General features: G+C 38.0%; 14 protein-coding genes. 12 read left to right on the forward strand and 2 right to left on the reverse strand.

The genetic code is table 11. The annotated features are described in order from the left end of the window. Nucleotides 1–9: 9 nt before the first annotated feature. On the reverse strand, nt 10–1,437 hold the full coding sequence (locus WCV88_02275) for a lipopolysaccharide biosynthesis protein (GenBank protein ID MFA6475008.1): 1,428 nt from the start codon (nt 1,435–1,437) through the stop codon (nt 10–12). A 153-nt stretch (nt 1,438–1,590) separates the two neighbouring features. Between WCV88_02275 and WCV88_02280 the strand changes: the two genes are divergently transcribed. The 9 genes from WCV88_02280 to WCV88_02320 are packed head-to-tail and all read left to right on the forward strand — an operon-like array spanning nt 1,591 to nt 11,248. Next, nucleotides 1,591–2,418, forward strand: a complete 828-nt coding sequence (locus WCV88_02280) for a hypothetical protein (protein ID MFA6475009.1) — start codon at nt 1,591–1,593, stop codon at nt 2,416–2,418. A 35-nt stretch (nt 2,419–2,453) separates the two neighbouring features. Then, nucleotides 2,454–3,497, forward strand: a complete 1,044-nt coding sequence (locus tag WCV88_02285) for an N-acetylneuraminate synthase family protein (GenBank protein MFA6475010.1) — start codon at nt 2,454–2,456, stop codon at nt 3,495–3,497. Continuing rightward, complete coding sequence (locus WCV88_02290) at nt 3,490–3,993, forward strand: HAD hydrolase family protein (GenBank protein ID MFA6475011.1); 504 nt, start codon at nt 3,490–3,492, stop codon at nt 3,991–3,993. The genes WCV88_02285 and WCV88_02290 overlap by 8 nt, the downstream gene beginning before the upstream one ends. Next, nucleotides 3,980–4,729, forward strand: coding sequence for an SDR family oxidoreductase (locus WCV88_02295; protein ID MFA6475012.1), 750 nt, complete (start codon nt 3,980–3,982; stop codon nt 4,727–4,729). The genes WCV88_02290 and WCV88_02295 overlap by 14 nt, the downstream gene beginning before the upstream one ends. A 23-nt stretch (nt 4,730–4,752) precedes the next feature. Further along, entirely contained in the window at nt 4,753–6,192 is a 1,440-nt protein-coding gene (locus WCV88_02300) for an aldehyde dehydrogenase family protein (protein MFA6475013.1), read from the forward strand. Further along, nucleotides 6,185–6,907 (forward strand): acylneuraminate cytidylyltransferase family protein, encoded by a 723-nt coding sequence (locus WCV88_02305; GenBank protein MFA6475014.1) that lies wholly within the window; start codon nt 6,185–6,187, stop codon nt 6,905–6,907. The genes WCV88_02300 and WCV88_02305 overlap by 8 nt, the downstream gene beginning before the upstream one ends. Beyond that, nucleotides 6,904–8,745 (forward strand): 1-deoxy-D-xylulose-5-phosphate synthase N-terminal domain-containing protein, encoded by a 1,842-nt coding sequence (locus tag WCV88_02310; GenBank protein MFA6475015.1) that lies wholly within the window; start codon nt 6,904–6,906, stop codon nt 8,743–8,745. The genes WCV88_02305 and WCV88_02310 overlap by 4 nt, the downstream gene beginning before the upstream one ends. A 2-nt stretch (nt 8,746–8,747) precedes the next feature. Beyond that, nucleotides 8,748–10,406 carry a capsule biosynthesis protein gene (locus WCV88_02315; protein MFA6475016.1) on the forward strand — a complete coding sequence of 553 codons (1,659 nt, stop codon included), beginning with the start codon at nt 8,748–8,750 and terminating at the stop codon, nt 10,404–10,406. Nucleotides 10,407–10,432: 26 nt separating this feature from the next. Beyond that, the gene (locus WCV88_02320; GenBank protein ID MFA6475017.1) at nt 10,433–11,248 is read left to right on the forward strand and encodes a methyltransferase domain-containing protein; all 816 of its coding nucleotides are present in this window, start codon (nt 10,433–10,435) and stop codon (nt 11,246–11,248) included. A 111-nt stretch (nt 11,249–11,359) separates the two neighbouring features. Here WCV88_02320 and WCV88_02325 read toward each other — a convergent pair whose 3' ends face one another. Next, complete coding sequence (locus WCV88_02325) at nt 11,360–13,354, reverse strand: hypothetical protein (protein MFA6475018.1); 1,995 nt, start codon at nt 13,352–13,354, stop codon at nt 11,360–11,362. 97 nt (nt 13,355–13,451) lie between these two features. Between WCV88_02325 and WCV88_02330 the strand changes: the two genes are divergently transcribed. The 3 genes from WCV88_02330 to WCV88_02340 are packed head-to-tail and all read left to right on the forward strand — an operon-like array spanning nt 13,452 to nt 16,977. After that, entirely contained in the window at nt 13,452–14,423 is a 972-nt protein-coding gene (locus WCV88_02330) for a GDP-mannose 4,6-dehydratase (protein ID MFA6475019.1), read from the forward strand. A gap of 33 nt (nt 14,424–14,456) precedes the next feature. Further along, the gene (locus WCV88_02335; protein MFA6475020.1) at nt 14,457–14,738 is read left to right on the forward strand and encodes a hypothetical protein; all 282 of its coding nucleotides are present in this window, start codon (nt 14,457–14,459) and stop codon (nt 14,736–14,738) included. Between the two features lie 4 nt (nt 14,739–14,742). Beyond that, nucleotides 14,743–16,977, forward strand: coding sequence for a hypothetical protein (locus WCV88_02340; GenBank protein ID MFA6475021.1), 2,235 nt, complete (start codon nt 14,743–14,745; stop codon nt 16,975–16,977). Nucleotides 16,978–17,007 lie beyond the last annotated feature (30 nt).

Here is a 17,007-nt window from a genome sequence, read left to right on the forward strand (position 1 = left end):
ATGATAAAATCAAGCAGCCTGGTTAGGATGTATGATTTTTTTTAGTTCTTGAATAATCAGTCGTATGCTATTACGGTCTAACCAATATAGTATAATTAAATAGATAGAACCATCAACCAGTAAACCACAAATTAGTCGGAACCAAAATAAACTTGGTATAAAATGAATAATTAGTAAAAAACCAAGACCAGCTAACACACTGGATCCGAAAGATGGCCATAAAGCAAGCATAATATCTTGCCAACGAATCGGCAGAAGCTTATGAATTAAAAAATACATTATAGTTAAACTAACGAGGTAGACAATTGTGATCATCCAAGCTGCTCCCGATAGAGCAAAAAAATGAATTGCAATAGGTAAACTTATCGCAGTCGCTAAAGTAATTCCAATTGACCAATAAAGCAACCAATTAAGTTTGTCAAACGCTTTGAATATTGGTCCTGCGGGAGATACTATCACTTGGACATAGGTTAATATTGAAAGGATTTGTAAAATTGGAATAGTTTTAATCCATATATTACCCCAAACAGCCGGAACAATAATTGGGGCCGTTATGATAATAGTCATAAGAATAGGTGTAACAATTGTGTGGGTTACGCGAGTGGTTAATAAATATGAGTTTACTACAGCTTTAAGATCAGTTTGAAGATTGGAAAATTTTGGAAATAAATATATACCAATTGCTCCAACAAACATAGTAATTGGTGTTACGGTAAATTTGAATGCAAATGAATAAATTCCAAGAGTCACTGTACCAAGCATCAGGGAAATAAAAATTTTTTCTGTATTTTGTGCAAAAAATTTAATAATGTTGAACACTAATAGACGCGAACTATAAGGCCACAATTCTTTTACGGCTACCATTGAAAATTCTTTCAGATTTGGTCTCCAATCAGAGACACCCCATAATACCAACGTATTTATGACTGAGAGGCAAACTGTCTGAATGACTAAACTCCAGACACCAAAACCAAATAACGCTAGGGTGATGCCGATGCCACCACTGATAACAGTTGAAATAGTATCTCGAATTGCTAAAACACGAAAATGTAATTTTTTTTGAGCTAAAGCAATTTGAGTGAGAGACAATGTATTAATTATAAAACTGAGTGACAATATTTGAATTACTGGTTTTAAGAGTGGAGTCGAAAAATAATTTGCGGCAAAACCAGCGCTAACAATACCGATAATAGTAAGTATCATTCCTACTAGAACATTAACAACAAAAATAGAACTAAAATGACGGTTGGTGACATTTTGTCGTTGAATTAAAGCCGAACTGAAGCCGTTTTCAGTGAAAGAATCCAGAAAAGAGATCATTATCATGGCTGTGGCCAATACACCAAAATCCTTAGGGCTAAGTAACCAACTTAAAATCGCAAAAATTATAAAAGAAAGACCTTGTTTACTGATCACTTGCAGAATAGACCAAATCATGTGGCTAATGATAGCATTAGAATTTGGACTTGTCTTGATCGAAACCGCAGAAGTGTTATTGGACTAAGCACAATATTCAGGAGTTGAATATTTTGACTAGCTGTGATATACCACATCACGTATTTATAGTTAATCAATTAGTTTGTTGTTTACATGAATATTTTAAAAAAATTTTATCGAGCTCTCGTGATATTGCACATTTGGACAATAAAACAATATCAAAAAAAAATTGTCACACCTTGTAAGCGTTTAAGGGCGTATTATAAATTTAGATTTGTATTTCCTAAGCTTGGAAGCAGTCCCATAAAAGATTTAAATTTATATGAGGCAAAAGTATATTCTCAAAATGGAGAAGATGGAATAATCAAAGCAATTTTTCAAAAAATCGGCACAACTAATAAATATGCGGTAGAAATTGGTGTTGAAGATGGCACTGAATGTAACACTCGTTATTTAATTCAAAAAGCTGGTTGGAAATCATTACAATTAGATGGTTCAGACAATAATTCACCCCAAATCAAACAGGAGTTTATTACAGCGGAAAACATTAATATTTTGTTAAAAAAATATGCTGTACCAACTGAGTTTGATTTACTATCAGTGGATATCGATTACAATACCTATTGGGTATGGAAGGCGATTGAGCAGTACTCACCTCGCGTTGTGATTGTAGAATATAACGCAGCCTTTCCACCAACCGAGAGTAAAGCAGTCGAATATGATCCAAATGGAGTGTGGGATAGTACTAATTATTTTGGGGCTAGTTTGTTAGCTTTTGTGAACCTTGGAAAATTAAAAAATTACACTTTAATTGCTTGTGATAATAGAGGAGTAAATGCTTTTTTTGTGCGCAATGATTTAGCCAATAATTTTGTTAGCAAAGACATTATTGAGATTTATAAAGCCCCCCAATATGGGCAAAAGGTTAAAGGTAAATATATTGGTAAGCCAGTCAGTAAAAAAAAGATGATGACGGTATAAGTTGTTTTAATACTGTTAGGTGCTATAATGCGATCATGAGAGAGCTACAAATCGGTCAAACAATCATTAATGATAACAGTGATTGTTTTGTTATTGCTGAAATTGGGCATAATCATCAAGGTAATCTAGAAACCTGTAAGTCTATGTTTAAGGCCGCCAAAGAAGCAGGAGCAAGTGCTGTTAAAATTCAAAAGCGAGATAATAAATTTTTATACACAAAAGATTTTTATAACTCACCATATAATTCAGAAAATGCCTATGCTCCAACCTACGGTGAGCATCGTGATTTTTTAGAGTTTGGAGAAGCTGAATATCAAGAGCTAAAACGTTACGCCGCAGAATTGGATATTATTTTTTTCGCTACACCTTTTGATGTGCACAGTGTCGAGTTTATGGAGAAGTTAGATACTCCGATGTATAAAACAGCCTCAGCCGAGCTAACCAATATTCCATTCTTAGAATATGTTGCCAAAAAAGGTAAGCCGATGATTATTAGTACTGGAGCAGCTACGATGGAGGATGTTGAGCGCGCCTATAATGCTGTGACCGCGATAAATAAAAATGTTGCTTTATTACAATGCACGGCTACCTACCCAACACCACCAGAAGTAATCAATTTACGTGTGTTAGAGACGTATCGGAAAAAATTTCCGGATGCAGTAGTTGGTTTATCAACTCATTTTAGTGGCATTGTCATGGGTCCGGTAATGTATACCTTAGGCGGTCGTATTATTGAACAACATTTCACCATTAACCGCGCCATGAAGGGGACGGATCAAGCTTTTTCATTGGAACCAGTCGGATTAAGCAAAATGATTCGTGATATGAAACGAACGCGCTTAGCCTTGGGTGATGGTAAAAAAGTATTATTGGATGCGGAAATTCCTGCTAGTATTAAGATGGCCAAAAAAATTGTGGCCGCTAAAAATTTACCGGCTGGTCATGTTCTAACTGAAGCTGATTTAGCTTTCAAATCTCCCGGTGATGGCTTAAAACCATACCATGCTCAAGAATTATATGGCAAGACTTTGAAAGTACCTTTGCAGGAAGATGAAGAATTGTCTCTCGATCATGTCTAAGGCATTACCACAGCTTGCAACTACTACCAAGACTAAATTAGTCGTGTTTGATTTCGACGGTGTGTTTACAGATAATACAGTTTGGACAGATCAACATGGCAATGAATCGGTGCGGTGCTGGCGCAGTGATGGGCTTGGCTTAGTAAAACTTAAAAATCTTGGAATAAAAATTTATGTTCTGTCCACCGAAGAAAATCCAGTTGTAGCAGCACGGTGCAAAAAATTGAAAATACCGTGTATACCTGGTGTGAATGATAAAAAAGCGGCTTTGCTTAAATTGATGACAGATCAGGGGGTATCATCTGACAATACAATTTATGTTGGTAATGACATTAATGATGTCGAGTGTTTAACCTTAGTTGATTGCTCCATTGTCGTAGCTGATGCTTATCCGGCAGCACTTAAAGTGGCGAAATATCGAACCACTAAGCCAGGTGGTTATGGTGCAGTGAGAGAGATTTGTGATTGGATAAATAATAATTATGGAAAAAAATAATATATTTTCATTAGTAGGTAAAGTGGCCGTTGTTACCGGAGCCAAAGGAAAATTAGGTCGAGTTTGGGTTGAAACTCTTAAGCAAGCCGGTGCTAAAGTGGCTGAGCTTGATTTACCTGAAGCTGATGTTACTAACAAAGCCTCCCTCGAGGTGGCTCGCCAAATGATTGAAGCCGATCTTGGTGTGGTAGATATTTTGATCAACAACGCTGGTATCGATCAACCACCTAACCAACCAACGAAAACATTTTTATTAGAAGATTTTTCTGGAGATATTTTTAAACAGGTGTTAGATGTTAACGTAGTAGGAGCATTTTATTGTATGCAAGTTTTTGGTAAGAGTATGGTACAACAACAACATGGTTCCATTATTAATATTGGTTCTTTGTATGCTTCAGTTTCACCTGATGCGCGGTTTTATGATCACTTAAAAAATGATCCACCTTTTTTAAAGCCACCTGTCTATGGAGCGTCGAAAGCCGCTTTAGTTCAATTAACTAAATATTTTGCTACTCATTGGGGTGATTACAATGTTCGGGTTAATACTTTGTCACCAGGTGGAATTGAGGGAGGGCAAGACAGTGAGTTTAAACGTAAATTTAATGAGCGTGTGCCGCTGGGTCGAATGGGTAGCACAACTGATCTGGTTGGACCGCTCCTTTTTCTTGCTTCAGATGCTTCTGGTTATATGACCGGCCAAGAATTGATTATCGACGGTGGCTTTACGGCTTGGTAGAAAATTGATACAGTAGAGCCCTTATGGCGTACCCCAAGATGGTGCAACACTGGATCAATAACCAGATAGCTACCAGTACCACTGGTCAATTTTATGATAAGTTAAATCCGGCCACAGGAGCATCATTAGCTCAGGTAACACGGGGTGGAGCCGTAGACGTAGCATTGGCCGTGCAGGCTGCTTTGGCAGCAACCAAACAGTGGCAGGAAACTAGTATTATGCAGCGCGCTGAGTTATTACGGGCGGTGGCTCAACTCATTCAACAGCGCAGTGCCGAAATTGCCGAGATTGTTAATTTGGAGACAGGTAAGTCGATAGTTGATGCGACCGGAGAAGCAAAAGCAGCTATGGAAATGGGGTTTTTTGTGGCCGGTGAAGGACGCCGCTATTATGGTAAAACTACTACCAGTAGTATGCCGCACCGTACGGCTATGATTGTGCGCCAGCCAATTGGAGTATGTGGTTTAATTATTGCCGCCAACACTCCATTGCCGAATGTGGCTTGGAAAGCATTTCCAGCCTTGCTGTGTGGTAACACTGTAGTACTAAAACCATCTGAGGATATTCCATATACAGCTATTTGGTTCGCTGAATTACTCAAAGAGGTAGGTATACCGGCTGGCGTGTTTAATGTGGTTCAAGGCTTTGGTACGGAAGTTGGCGTACCGCTTGTGGCAGATGAGCGTGTGAAATTAATTAGTTTCACTGGTTCGGTACCAGTTGGAAAACAAATCAACAAAATTGCCGGTGAACGCTTGGCAAAAGTTTGTTTAGAATTAGGCGGTAAAAACCCCTTTGTGGTTTGTGATGATGCCGATTTGGAAGCGGCGGCAGATTTTGCGGTGCAGTCAGCTTTTTCTAATGCTGGTCAACGGTGTGCCGCCGGTAGTCGTATTATCGTGTTTGCATCTGTTTATGATAAATTTAAAACTCTATTTCTCGAACAAGCTAAACGGTATAGCACTGGCCCAGTGATAAATGAGAAGCAGTTAAATAACATGGCGGCAGCGGTTGAACGGGCAGTAGAGGCTGGTGCTACGTTATTGTTGGGTGGGAAAAGATTAACCGATAGCGAACATGTTTCTGGATTTTATTATGCACCAACTATTTTAGAAGGAGCTAAACCAACTGATGCTATTTCTTGCGCAGAATTATTCGGACCGATTACTGTTTTATATCAAGTAAATAATTTTCAGGAAGCACTAGATTTAGCTAATAGCACTGAGTTTGCCTTAACGGCTGCCGTTCATACCAGCTCAATTCATCGCAGCCAAGAATTTCAAGATAAATGTGTGGCGGGTGTTATTTCAGTGAATGGGCCATCACATGGCAGCGAACCACATTTACCCTTTGGTGGAGAAAAGAATTCTGGCACTGGTTGGCGAGAAGCCGGTACTGAGGCGTTAGATGTCTATTCCGATTGGAAAACAGTTTATATTAAACATAATCCCAGTCATGTTTAGTTGTGTTGCTCTCATTCCCGCTCGAGCTGGTTCAAAGCGCGTAGCAAATAAAAATGTTAAGTTGCTCAATGGACATCCTTTGTTGGCTTATACTATTGTTGCAGCTAAACAAGCTGGCATATTTACTGATGTTATAGTGTCTACTGATAGTAAAGATATTGCAAAAATAGCAGAACAGTATGGGGCAACTGTATTTGGGCTACGTCCTGCTGAATTAGCAACGGATAACTCGCCTGATATAAAATGGGTGCAATATGTTTTAAAACAGTTAATGAAACCGACCGATGCTTTTGCCATACTACGTCCTACTAGCCCATTTCGGCAGGTCAATACCATTCAACGCGCTTGGCAAGAGTTTTCTACTAAACACGTTGATTCTATTCGAGCAGTAGAATTATGCAAACAACATCCCGCTAAAATGTGGCGCGTAGTTGATGATCAGATGGAACCAATTATGAGTAATCCAGATTTAACCGCGACACCCTGGCATAGTTCACCCTATCAAACTTTGCCAAAAGTGTATGCGCAAAATGCCAGTTTAGAAATAGCTTGGTGTCGTATACCACTAGAACAAGGTACTATTTCTGGTAAGTTTATTGCACCATTTTTTACTACTGGTTATGATGGTTTTGATATTAATTTGCCAGAGGATTGGGTCGTGGCCGAGTATTTAATTAAACAACACTTAGTTACTTTACCAAATATAGTGCTATGAAATTATCATTCGTGCCATTATCCGAAATTCAGCGTTTACGGCGAACTATTACTGACCCTGTAAAACAAGTTAGGGTGCTCGCTACAGTGTTTCGCATCAATACACTGTATATGATCGCCCAAGCTGGTTCTGGGCATATTGGTTCCAGTTTTAGTGCCATGGATATAGTAACGTGGTTGCATCTCAATGTGCTGGGAAAAGACGATGTCTATTTTTCATCGAAAGGTCATGATGCTCCGGGGTTGTACTCTATTTTATTAGGTTTAGAAAAAATACCCTTCGAAAAAATTCATACCCTAAGACGGTTAGGTGGTTTGCCCGGTCATCCTGATATTGTGAATACACCTTGTATAGTAACTAACACTGGTTCATTAGGTATGGGAATTGCCAAAGCCAGAGGTATGGCTTTAGCTAGACGCTTAAACAAACGGCCAGGCAGATTTTTTGTGCTCACAGGGGATGGTGAATTACAAGAAGGACAGAATTGGGAATCTTTACAACCGACTGCTAATGGGCATTATGGAGAAATTACCGTGATCGTGGATCATAATAAAATGCAATCGGATACTTGGGTAAAAAAAGTGAGTGATCTTGGTAATTTGGAAAAAAAGTTTGCGGCTTTTGGTTGGGAAGTAGCCAGAATTGATGGCCATAATTTGTTACAATTTTCTGAAACTTTAGAGCGATTTAATAATATCACTGACAAACCTAAAGTTATTATTGCTGACACTATCAAGGGTAAAGGAGTAAGCTTCATGGAAGGCAACTCATTAGGCGAAGATGAACTGTATAAGTTTCATAGTGGTGCACCCAGTGCCGATAACTACGCTAAGGCTTTAACTGAATTACTAAAACAAGTGGAAGTGACAGATTTAGTTTTAGAACAACGTGAGGCTTTAGCAAAATATACCACCAGCTCTCAACCGCAGAAATTGATATCAGCCTATGGTGCTGAACTTAAAACTATTGGTGATGAACACGCAGAAGTTGTAGTGTTAGATGCAGATCTAATGTTAGACACCGGTTTGATTCCGTTTAAAGAAGCACATCCTGACCGTTTTGTTGAATGTGGCATTGCTGAACAAGATATGGTGTCTTTGGCCGGGGGCTTAGCTTTATCTGGCAAATTACCTATCGTGCATTCTTTTGCCTGTTTTTTATCAACTCGACCCAATGAACAGATTTATAATAATGCCACAGAAGAAACTAAAATTATTTACGCTGGTTCATTGGCTGGAATATTGCCAGCCGGACCAGGCCACTCGCACCAATCAGTGCGCGACATTTCTATATTAGGCTCCATTCCCGGCTTAACATTAATTGCACCGAGTTGCGAACAAGAAGTGCGTTTAACTTTACGCTGGGCTGTAGAAAAAAATCCACTCAGTACTTATATTCGTTTAGAAAGTTTACCAATTGATTTACCATTTTCATTGCCGAAAAGTTATTCATTGCAAGTTGGCTTGGGTCAAACCATTTATTCCGGCCATGATATTGCCCTAGTAGGGTATGGTCCAACTCTGTTGAAACAAGCTTATTTAGCGGCTCAACAATTAGCCAAAGAAAATATTAGTGTGGCGGTATATGACTTTCCATGGCTAAATAATATTAGTGATAAATTTATTACAGAGTTGTGTAAATATCAGACGGTGTTAACCTTGGATAATCATTATCTACAATTTAGCCAAGGTATGATGATTCGAGCGCATGTACCTCAAGCTGTTAGTCTTGGTCTGACTGACGTGCCGGTCTGTGGCCAAAATGATGAGGTGTTAACAAATTCTGGTTTAGACATCAGTAGTATAATAAATGTCGTTAAAACACATAGTAAAAAATAAATATGCCATTATGGCGCCACATTTTAAGAGGTGGGATATTAGATAACATTTATAATTGGCGTCATTTGAGTGCCGCTTTACAACAGTCATCTGCACAGGCTCAGACCAATCACTCTCCGCGGATATTACTAGCACCCAACGTGTACTGGGAACAGTTTATCAACATGTATACATTATTGGCTGCGGCTTTGCGCTTGCGTGGTGCCCAAGTTGATGTGTTTTACGATGATATTCTTCCCGCCTGTGAAAAATGTACATACCATAACAATGTGCATCATTTGGGGAGACATAAATTTGACCCAATTCGAATGCGTTGGATATGGAAACCGCTGGGCGTTAAATTATTACCTATTAGTCAGTTTTTAGATCAGGCGCAAATTAAGCAAGCAAAAAAACTTTCTAACGAAATACCTTTTTCGGAAATCGCAACAGTACAATTAGATAAAGTTAAAATCGGTGAGCATGCTTATGCTGGAGCGTTGCGGTATTTTGCGACAGGAACCTTAGATGGTCAGCCCAAGGCTGAACATGTTTTACGTCAATACTTATTAAGTGCCCTGTTAATGAAATTTGCCACAGAGCGGTTGTTTAGTGAAAAACAGTACGATGTTGCCTGTTTTCATCATGGTATTTATGTACCCCAAGGTATTCTTGGAGAAGTGGCGCGTGCCAAGAAAATACGCGTAGTTAATTGGAATGTAGCCTATCGAGAAAAATGCTTTATTTTTTCTCATAATGATACCTATCACCATACATTATTAGATGAACCCACTAGTTGTTGGGAAAATATTTCTTGGACTGAAACTTTAGACAATAAAATTACGCAATATTTGGACAGTCGTCATACTGGCAGTAAAGATTGGATTAGTTTCAATCGCTCACCGATAGAAAATACTAAAATAATTATTGATCAATTAAAAATTGATCCAAATAAACCAATCATTGTTTTATTAACCAATGTCATTTGGGATGCCCAGTTGCATTATAAAACCAACATTTATCCTAATATGATTGCTTGGGTTAATGATACCATTACATATTTTTCGAAACGGCCTGATTTACAATTAGTTATTAGAATTCATCCGGCTGAAAAAAAGGGAACAATTCCATCACGGCAACCAATGTTAGCTGAAATAAACAAGGTTTTTCCTGTTCTACCAAAAAATGTTGTGGTCATACCGCCAGATAGTTCGATTAGTACTTATGTAATTAGTAATTTGTGTAATGCTGCTATTATTTATGGTACTAAAACTGGCGTAGAGTTGGTGAGTAGCGGTATTCCAACCATTGTGGCTGGTGAGGCTTGGATTAAGCAAAAAGGTTTAACCATGGATCCGACAAGTGTTGCCGAGTATCATACGTTATTAGATACATTACCCCTGTCCGGTAAACTTGACGTTGCTACAATAAAACGTGCGAAACAATATGCTTATCATTTTTTCTACCGGCGCATGATTCCAATTAAGTGTATTCAGTCTGGTAAGTTGATATTCTTTAAATTACATATCAACAGTTTGGGTGATTTGTTACCCGGAGCCGACCCTGGTTTAGATGTTATTTGTCGGGGGATTCTTACAGGAGATCCATTTATATATCCTGATGAAGAGATTAATGCTACAGCATCAGAAGGTCAGTCCACAGCCTGGCTAGACATGCGTTAAATAAACCTGTAATGTACTAAATTATTATGAATAAAATCTATAAATTACTTTACCTCTTACGCGGTCGAAAACCATGGACATTAGGCTATGTACCATATAAAGAGGAAAAAATTGCCACTGCCTTGGCCGATGTAACTTTACTGGACAGGTTTGTTAATAGACAACCTTTACCGCCTGAGTTTGCTCAAAGATTGGATGAGCGTTTAGTCGAGTTTCCTTGGTTGATGTCTAGTTTGCCAAAAGAATCAGGAAAATTATTGGATGCCGGATCAACTATTAATCATTCGTACATTATCAACCAAACAGTTTTGCAGAACAAAGATATAACAATAATGACATTAGCACCTGAAGATAAGAGTTTCTGGCAGAAACGAATTTCATATATCTACGGTGATTTACGCAATGCTCCATTACGTGACAATTGGTTTGATAGTGTTACTTGTATTTCAACACTAGAACATGTTGGTATGGATAATTCCATTTACACGGCTGATAAACAATATCATCAATCCGACACCACTTCTCATTTGAAAGTGATTGCTGAATTACAGCGCATGCTTAAGCCAGGAGGTAGATTATATTTAACTGTACCGTATGGTCTGTTTAAAGTAATGGGTTTTCAGCAAGTGTTTAATGCCGAAATGGTACAGAACGTTATCAAACAATTTGGTGGCAAAGTTATTGAGGAGACTTATTTTAAATATACAGTTGATGGTTGGCAATTAGCTCAAGCTGCAGACTGTGCTTCAATGGATTATTTTGATATCCATGTTACTAAACAATATGATGCCGATTATGCCGCCGCCGCTCGCGCCGTGGCTTGTTTAATCTTGGAAAAATAATGAAATTTATACAAACCTACTTATTTGGTCATCATTAAAAACGATCACATAATCACTAATACTTGGCAGTTTGGTTTAAATAATTCGATTATTACTAAGAAGTAAAATAAATTATTTTTCTGACTGAGTGATAATAAGCAATGCAACAGAAGCAGAATATAATGCTGGATATATTAGAAGACGCGACCATGATACACTAATCATAGTTGATATATTTGGTTCTGTGCTGAATAAATAAGTTAGACTCATTCCGAAAATATATATTATTATGGGTATAATAATATATGTATGAGCCAACATACCCTTAATCCCAAATGGTTTTTTGTACATCAGTACAATTGGCATACTTAGCATTAATAACCAACCAGCCCGATCTTCATAACTTATGAAAGAAATATTTCGTAGTACTATATTATAGTAGAGCTCGAAGTGAATAATGATTTGATACAGATTAATTGGAGCATACACCACACTGTGAACTCCTAAATAGTTTTTTTGTATTAGCCAAATTGCATATGGGATAGCTGCCAATCCAATGCTTAGAAACAATTTTTTTAAGGGTAATAGTTTTTTTTCAGCAAAGGTTAAAAGTAGAAATGGTGCAAAAAATAATACAATTAACAACAAGCCTTCTTGTTTTGAAATCAATATAATGCTTACCAACATACTGAATAAATACCAAAAAATATTATGTTGTGTTTTATACCACAATATGCCGAGAATCATCAGTAATCCAAATAACGGCCAAAGTATTGTATCTGCCGCACTGGGTGTACCATGAACCGAAGGAATTATACTATAGAGTAGCCATATGGCAATTAGCCACCACAAACGATTAGGTGTCAAGGCTTTAATGGCTAAAGCCACGCTACTAACAAATATGATCTGTAAAAAAACACTAAATATTGCATAACTAGTCAAAAGTTGAGTTGTGTCTATTCCAGGGAAATACATTTGATCCTTTGAAATATGAAATACCCATAACCACAAGCTCAAGAAAATTGAAGGTCCAGGTGGATAATGTGTCAGTAAAGCAGTTTGCCCAATTTGTTTTGCAACTAAATCCACTGGCCAGTAACCATAATTATATACAAACATTGATCCATAGATATAGCGTAAATTATCACCCATTGTTAAAAGTGAATTCAGATATCGTGGTAAAAAGGTAAGGATAACAGTTCCTAGAATTAATCCAGTTGTAATTACGTGTGATATTAACTTTTGAAAGTTAATATAAGTAATGGTAAATCTTTTTACATGTCTAATGCTAAATAAATATAGACTGATTGATAATATCCATAGAAACACAGGCAACCAAGAAAATATATCTATAAGTATTACACTAAATAAAACAGTAATAGGTAAAATAATCAGAAATGAAAGATATCCAGAAATAATAGTCACACATAAGCGCCAGTATTTAGTTAGGTTTGAAGTAATGTGCCAGGCTAACAAACTGCCGTTAACGATTATTCCAAATAGTATAGCTAAACGTAACCAGATTATTATATCAGGAAATTTTCTAGGCTCAGTGGCAATGTAATAGGAAAAAAAATTTGCAAATGTGATTGGATTTACACTTTGAGCAGAATTTCCAATTCGATATTTAATACTTTCCCATATTTCATCACTTTCCACGAGAACAGTGCTAGATTGTAATTGTTGCAATAATTTAGTTTTTGTTGCAGTATCAACTAGTTCCCATGGAATCGTATCATTATCAAGACATCTTGATAATGTATCATTAATTTGTCTGCATGACGATATATAAAAAAAATTACCATCTTCATCAACAGCATAGAACCTGCCAACTCCACTATTACTATCAATAGATATTTTGGCATTTTCCTTTAATATAAACCAAATATTATTATCTTCAGGATAGCTTGATGGAATATAACTAGTGATGTCCCATGGAATACTATAACTATTTTCAGATGTAATAAAAGTATAATTTTGTCCCAAACTAGGGTGGGGGTTAATTATAGACGGCATTATATCTTTCCATGATGATGGCGATTGTAAAGTTACTAAAACACAAACAGCAAAGGCCAAAAAAAGTGGAGCAATTATTAACCAAAAAACTAGATGAACAATCTTTATCATAATTTAGGCGTAGCATAACCTAACATTAGTAACCTTGTAAATAGCTGAAAAATTTTACTAATATTATAATATAGTATATATTCTAGTGGAATGAAGTATGGTAAATAGAATTGCATTAATAACAGGAGTCCTCGGGCAAGATGGTAGTTATCTAGCACAGTTGTTGTTGCATAAAGGCTATCAGTTGATTGGTACGAAACGAACTACGAGTGATTTATCTAATCACAACTATTTAGGTATTACTAAACAAGTTGAATATGTTGATTGTGATTTACAGAACGAGACTGCTATTCAAGATGTAATCTCACATTACAAACCAGATGAGTTATATCACTTGGGTGGTTTATCAGCTCCCGGGCAATCCTGGTCGGATCCTAAAGCCTACACTGAAACTAATGCTCTCGGTATGTTATATTTATTAAATGCCATCAAGATGCATTCACCCAAAACAAAACTGGTCAATGCAGCCACTAGTGAAATGTTTGGTGCCCAACATCAAGGTGGTTTACAGACCGAAGAAACTCCCTTTCAACCAACTAACCCATATGCTGTGACAAAAATTTACGCGTATTGGATGGGTCAAATATACAAAAAAAGTTACAATTTATTCGTGGCTAATGCTATTTTATTTAGTCATGAATCACCGTTACGTGGCCCACAATTTGTGACACGTAAAATTTCTATGGGTGTGGCGAAGATAAAATTAGGTTTAACTGATCATATTGTCTTAGGAAATATTGAAAGTAAGCGTGATTGGGGGTTTGCCGGTGATTATGTAGAAGCCATGTGGCGCATTGCCCAACAAACCGAACCAGATGATTTTGTGCTATCAACAGGTGCGGTACATACAATTAGAGAATATTTAGACATTGCTTTTCAGTATATTGGTATTCAAGATTGGACATCATATGTTCAAACCGATCCAACATTGTATCGCCCAATTGATTTGCCTAACTTGTCTGGCGCTTCCGAAAAAGCGCAACGAGTTCTGGGTTGGAAGCCGCAAGTTGATTTTAAAGCGTTGGTTGAGTTGATGGTACAAGCTGATTTGGGCAGACTATCTGGTTGACAACTAAAGATCATTAGGTGTACAAGCACTAGTATGACTTCAAAACGTATAGTAACTATCATTTTAATCTGCTATGTACTCGTATCGGCTGGATACATTAGTTATCGTCTCTGGCAAGATTTTGTTGATCATTACTCAACTCAAGCCTTTGCTCAAGGTAAAGCTGCCACCATCCAAGCTGTTATTGAACAAGCCAGTCCCACAACCTGTAAATCATTTACGGTTTATGACGTTGATCAACAAGTGCAATTGATTAATACCGCCTGTTTAACTAATCAAGCAGCTGATCCATCAGCTCCAACCACTGGCCAATAACCTTATGAAAACATTTTTATCAAGCGTCATGATACTTTCTCTGGTTATGTTGCCTAGTTTAACTTTAGCCATAACGGCGAGTGATGTGGTGTGTGTGGGTTGTATTGGTCCAATTGATTTAGCCGATGGCGGTGTAACCAGTGCCAAGTTAACAAATAATGCTGTCACTGGTATAAAAATTAGCGATGGTACGATTTTAAATATTGATATCAATTCAGCGGCCGCTATTGACCCTAAGAAAATTTTTGGCACCGCCTGGACAGCCGCTAACGATGGTGTCAGTTCTGGTCTAGATGCAGATTATTTTGATGGATTAACGAGTAGTCAGTTTTTAAGGAGCGATATGTCTAGCCAAATTAATGGTACTTTTAATATTGTCGGATCTCTCGGTATTGGCACAACCAGTGCTCCTGTAAAACCATTAACTATTGCTGCTGGCAGTAATGACGCAATGTATATTACCAGTGACGCCAGTGATGATTGGTATGTTGGTCCTAATGTAGTCACATCTGGTTTTGGAATTTATGATGTTACAAAATCAGCTTCGCGTTTTCATATTACTACCGATGGTAATGTTGGTATTGGTACAGCCACACCATCAGAAAAATTAGATGTGCAGGGGAATATTCTTGCTTCTGGAATAATTTCAGGATCGGCAGCTGGATTATCTGGTAGTACTAGTGAAACAACTTTAGCTCTAAGTAATACTGGGACAGGTGGCAAAGATTGGTTAATTCGTTCTACCAATGACGCCTCTGGTCATGGTGGTGGTAAATTAGTCTTCGATATTGGCGGAGTCGGTAAAACCACCATCACAGCTGATGGCAACGTTGGTATTGGTACAACTTCACCATCAGAAAAATTAGATGTGCAGGGGAATATTCTTGCTTCTGGAACCATTTGCAATAGTACTGGTGCCTGTGTGGGGGATACTAGTAGTAGTTCCTCGGGTGTTAGTGGCTCAGGAACAGTAAATAGTCTATCAAAATGGACATCTTTAGGTGGTGGTGGCAGTAGTGGCAGCAGTAGTGCCAGTTTGGGTAATTCTTTATTTAACGATGACGGTTCTACCGCTGCGGTTAGTACAGCAGCGGAAGTGACTAGTCCAAGTGCTTCATCATTAACCCTTGGGTCAGTGGATACAACTAATGAAGGTGGAGAAATACGATTGGAAGGAGCGGCTTCGTATAAATATTCTTACATTGATAATTATCAGGGTCAAACTAGAATTATTTCAAAGGATACTTCTGGAGAACATACAGCTTTGACAATTGATGGAAATGGCTATGTTGGAATTGGTGACACTACGCCAGAAGATTTATTGAAAGTGAGTTTAACTGACTCCGCAACTAATGCCATCAATGGATCAAATTGGGCAACCACGGGAAATGCCGTAGGTATCTTTGGTTTAACCGATTCTACTAGTACTGGTAGCGGTAGTGCTGTTGGTGTTCAAGGTTTAGCAGATAACTCCGGTGAAGGAGGTGATGCGCTTGGTGTCTTTGGTCGTACCTTAACGCAAGGGGGTCACGATTCTAGTCATAGTGATGCAACAGTTGGTGTGTATGGTGATGCTACTGCTACATCAGGTTCAAACTATGGTGTGTGGGGTGATACCTACACTACAGATCATAATTCTGCTGGCGTGCGCGGTGTTTCTCTTGGTAAGAGTGGTACAGCTGATGGTGTACAAGGTGAAACAAAATCTGGTGATGCTGGAGCCTATGGAGTTTATTCTGCTGGGTCGACGGCAGCAACGGGTACTAAGTCAGCTGTGGTTTATACAGATTCACAAGGGCCAACTGAATTATACGTTGAAGAATCAGCCGGCATATGGTTCTCCGATTATGGTGAAGGTCAGCTTATTAATGGGAAAGCGCACATCACGATAGATCCACTTTTTGCTCAAACTATTACAGTTGATGATCAACATACAATGGAAGTATTTCTCCAGCCGTACGATTATGTTGGTTCAAATCAGTTAACTATTCAGCGTGGTTCTAATTCATTTGATGTCATAGAATCAAACAACGGTCAAAGTAATGCCCAATTTGCTTACAAAATTCTAGCCAAAAGAAAATATTACGCTGATCGTCGTTTAATGGCTACACCAGTCACCATTGATCAGTTCATGCGACCTGATCTTACAGAACAACAGAGGGCAGATTTGAATAACAAATGGAATATTGCTCAGCCTGTACAAAGTCATTCAAGAGAGACACCTATCATTGAGCCATAACAGTATTGACACCCACTAACCCCTTTGCTA

The organism is Patescibacteria group bacterium, assembly GCA_041665365.1.
GTDB lineage: Bacteria > Patescibacteriota > Patescibacteriia > UBA9570 > UBA9570 > UBA9570.